The sequence below is a fragment of the Paenisporosarcina sp. P4_E4_2 genome, assembly GCF_056401595.1.
This window is the reverse complement of sequence record NZ_JBFUJC010000284.1, coordinates 1-4,099: the sequence shown is the minus strand read 5'-3', so window position 1 is coordinate 4,099 and position 4,099 is coordinate 1. Positions and strand designations below refer to the sequence as shown.

5 protein-coding genes are annotated in these 4,099 nt (G+C 33.1%); 4 read left to right on the top strand and 1 reads right to left on the bottom strand.

Translation table 11 applies throughout. The features are described from left to right. The first annotated feature begins 138 nt into the window (after nt 1-138). From AC1DSB_RS15470 to AC1DSB_RS15455, 4 genes are all read left to right on the top strand, one after another. Entirely contained in the window at nt 139-711 is a 573-nt protein-coding gene (locus AC1DSB_RS15470; RefSeq protein ID WP_477532952.1) for a hypothetical protein, read from the top strand. Nucleotides 712-797: 86 nt separating this feature from the next. Continuing rightward, nucleotides 798-1,118, top strand: coding sequence for a hypothetical protein (locus tag AC1DSB_RS15465; protein WP_477532951.1), 321 nt, complete (start codon nt 798-800; stop codon nt 1,116-1,118). A gap of 220 nt (nt 1,119-1,338) precedes the next feature. After that, on the top strand, nt 1,339-2,139 hold the full coding sequence (locus tag AC1DSB_RS15460) for a hypothetical protein (RefSeq protein ID WP_477532950.1): 801 nt from the start codon (nt 1,339-1,341) through the stop codon (nt 2,137-2,139). Between the two features lie 116 nt (nt 2,140-2,255). Then, nucleotides 2,256-2,666 (top strand): DUF3888 domain-containing protein, encoded by a 411-nt coding sequence (locus tag AC1DSB_RS15455; RefSeq protein WP_477587047.1) that lies wholly within the window; start codon nt 2,256-2,258, stop codon nt 2,664-2,666. A gap of 489 nt (nt 2,667-3,155) precedes the next feature. Here AC1DSB_RS15455 and AC1DSB_RS15450 read toward each other — a convergent pair whose 3' ends face one another. Beyond that, nucleotides 3,156-3,929: a DeoR/GlpR family DNA-binding transcription regulator gene (locus tag AC1DSB_RS15450; RefSeq protein ID WP_477532954.1), complete on the bottom strand. Its 774-nt coding sequence runs from the start codon at nt 3,927-3,929 to the stop codon at nt 3,156-3,158. Nucleotides 3,930-4,099: the final 170 nt, after the last annotated feature.

Here is a 4,099-nt window from a genome sequence, read left to right as displayed (position 1 = left end):
AACTAACGGGTGCTTTACTTCAATAAGGAGTGAAGCCTTTTTTCTTATTGAACTAACGGGGCAGTTTAGCGGAAGAAGGAAAAGTGATATAACAGATAGAATAGTATGCATATATACAAGAATGAGGAGCAAATTTACATGATAGATAAAAGAACCATTAAAGAAAACGACCATGAAATAGACGAAGCCCTCAGCAAAATTACTGATACTGAAATCTTATTAAATTTCCAAAAAGCAATTGTTAGTTTATATCCACATTTAATACCCATTCACGCTTTTGCATATGATGCGTGGGATGACATAGTAGAACCACTATTTTATGAAATGGTTTATAATACCTTTACTTTTAAATATGGCATTAATATAAAACGTAATGAAACCCACACTTACAACCTCACATTGAACTGCTACAAGGGAATAAACCATATAGAATGTATTCCTAAGATTACAATTTATCGAGCTCTAATTAACGATGAATGGTTAGATATGGAAATTAATATTGAAAAGGTGCTTATCTTTATATCGTTTGGAGATGGAATTCATTTTTTAACTGGCGGATTTGATATTCAAGATGCCCAACATGTAAGTTTCAACTTTCTTGAAGTAGATTTAGTCTGTGTAAAAACAGGGTTAAATACTAACTCAAGTTTTTTTGTGAAAAAGGAAGATTTTGATTTTGTGTTTGTAGCAGAACCCATTAATGAATATTAGCTTGTAATTCAGCTAAAGGGGCAGGTTAGTTTAATAAGAGAACAAGCTGTTATGGTAATAAGAAGTTTAAGAATGAAGGTGAACTGATGGAAAATAACGCTAAATACTATATAACCTTTGGAGCTGACATAGGAGATGTAAATGCAGGTAAAGCCATTTCACCTCACCTTTATGAATTAAGGAAATTAAACTATAGGTTTTGCGACAAAATTTATTGCGAAGAGATAGATGAAATTGCACCAATTCTACGTGTAGATGGTGACTTGGCGTACTGGGGATTTGAAGGTTGTGAGAAATTACGACTTAGCAAAAAGTATCGATATATTACAATAGATGTTGGGATGCCACGGTCAAGATGGGAAGGTATTAATGCAAAAGTATTAGAATTTATCTTATTGATAACCTAAAAGAAGCATTAGAGTTAATGGTAAAAAGATTAAAAAAAGAAAAAAAACAAGGTAAATGAAAATGAATTATGGACTGATTTTGCAAAAGTAGAAAGAGATTTCTTATTCAACTAACGGGTGCTTTAGTTTAAGTACATTGGGCTGCTTAGGTAGACTACATATAACTTTATTGAACTGGGCAAACTACCTTAATTGATAAAATAAGGTGGTAATTAAAAATATGAAAACCAAACAAATTTTCTTTATGTTGGTTTCATTCGTTTTAGTATTAATGTTATTTTCTACGGGATTGATGTCGAACAAAGTTACAGAAGAATCTGAGAAAGTCATTGCTGAAGAGAAACGAGAACGAATAGTTTTACTAAGTGTCCCTTCAGAAAATAGGCATCAAATGATTTACTTAATGGCAGATAAAATAACTTGGATGGACTATGAGAACTTTGTTATTCAAGTTGGTGATAGTACACAAGAAGCGTTGTATCGCTTCCCTAATTGGTATCACGGAAAGTATCCGCCTGATCTATTTTACAATGATGTGAATGGCGACACCTATGGTGACATTATCATTGTTCTTAATAATGATAAGGCTGGTAGGGGGAATCCTCGAAAGGACATTCATATTTTGAATTTTATCAAAGAGCGAGAAGAGTATGAAGAAGCCCTTATCGAGTCTATTGAAAAGACAAAAACAACAATTAATTCTATAGTGACACTAGAGAAACAGGGCAATATCGTGAAGATTCATGTAGACGGCGAGAAGTACACCAACGATATCTCCAAATACAATTACAGGAACCCACGCGAACCATTTAGCATCAGTTTCCAGGGGATAAACTACTCTGTTGAAAATGGACAACTGTTTGGAAAAGTGCCTGTTTATATATCACAAGATAGTTTCTCCGGAGGATTAATTGGTTTGCTCAAACTTGCGTACGATTGGGATGGAAAAGAGTATGTTGTAAAGCAGATAAAGTTTTTACCATATAATTCTGATGATGAACAATTTTTCTTCCTATACTAACTAATTCAGCCGAAACTATTTGGAAGTTATTGTACTAACGGGTGCTTTACTTCAATAAGAATATATTTGATATCAACGGATAAAATACCTACAAAATAAGTTGAGTAGGTGTTTATATGAAAATAATTATTATTATTTTTATCTTTGGTATAGTTATGACTACATCATTAATAACGTACGCAAATCGTCCAATAACACAACCTACACGAGAGAATGTGTTAGAAGATGCCGTAATTGATCTATTACAGCCGCAATTAAGCAAAGCGATTGAAGACCATTATGGAACTACTTTTGCCATAGGGACGTTTTGTGAAAGGGTTATTGAAATAAAGAAATTGGAACATCCTGGTTCTTGGATGTTTGAAGCTAAGCTGGAGTTTGTTACTTTCACTGGTCCACACAATTTTAAAGATATCTTTACCGTTACATTAAGACAAGATTGGGAAACTGAAGGTTGGGTAATGCAAAAATACGATGTACGAAAGTATGATTACAACGAAAAATATGCGTGTAGAAGACCTGCATAATAGCATATTTCTTATTCAACTAACGGGTGCTTTACTTCAATAAGGAGTGAAGCATTTTTCTTATTCAACTAACGCAGCAGTTTAGTTGTATTAATTTTACTGACAGGTTCCTTTGGACCATTTGTATTAACAGCTACACAAGTTTTGATTGTTTTATTCTGCATTATGGTTACTACAATACCTTTAACAATGATTGTTTATGCTAATAGAATATAGGGGGCGATTATGAAACTTTATATGTTTGATTGTGAAGCATTGCACATAAACTAACGGATGCTTTAGCTCAAAACAATGGTTGTAAAACAACTCTTTTTTCTTCTTCAACTAAAGCAGAAGGTTAGTTGAAGAGTATTGTTTAACTTGTGTTCAACAAGCGGGCCAGACTGTTGAACAAATATCAATACTAGATATGACCTTTTGTGCTCTTTATATTGATGCTAATAACAATTCCTTTTGCAAAATGAAATTAGTGTTCTAACACATTGTGAATTAGTGTGGAGAATGAATACGAATACCCTGTTTGCTATATTCCTCTACCATGTTAGATGATAATGAACTATCAGTAACGAGCAGGTCAATATCCTTTAGTGGACAAATATTGATGTAAGAAGACGTCTCAAACTTTGATGAATCAGCAACGACTACTTTATATTTTGTCCGTGACATAATGGTTTGAATAACGCCTACTTCATGCATTCTAAAATCCGTTAAACCGTGTTCAAGCGATAATGCATTCACCGTGATAAAAGCAATATCAATATTGAAATTAGACAAGATTTCTTCACATTGTTTCCCATATAAAGTATATTCCTCTGGATTATAAAAGCCGCCGGTGAGGATGACATTGAAATGTCTATTCGTTCCAAGAATCGATAAAATACGAAGATCGTTTGTAATAATGGTTAACCTCTTAAACCTTTCAACAATGGCTTTTGCAACTTCGATCGTCGTAGTCCCGCCGTTTAGAGCAATCGCTTGCCCCTCTTCAATTAATTCAATTGCTAATGAGGCAACTTCTTGTTTTTTTTCTAGATTTTTGACTTCTCTTTCATTAAAAAGCTTATTTACTACATTATCAGTATTTTGGATTAAAACAGCCCCGCCGTGAACACGTTTCACGTTTCCCTTATTCTCAAGAACCTCTAAATCTCTTCTTACAGTATCGATTGAGACATCCAATAAAGTAGCAAGCTCAGAAGCTTTTGCAGCTTTTTGCTGTTTTAAAAAGGATTCAATCATTTGATGTCTTTGTTCTTGTAACATCACGAAGTACTCCCCCTATTCTTTTATATAACAAGTATAAAAATAATAGCACAAATCAAAAAAAAAGCAAAATAATGCATAGAAAAGCATTTTGTAAAGTTAAAAGTATATATTCTTTATGAAAAAAGTGTAAATGTTATGTAATTAAAGAGTAAAACCCATTGTAAAAC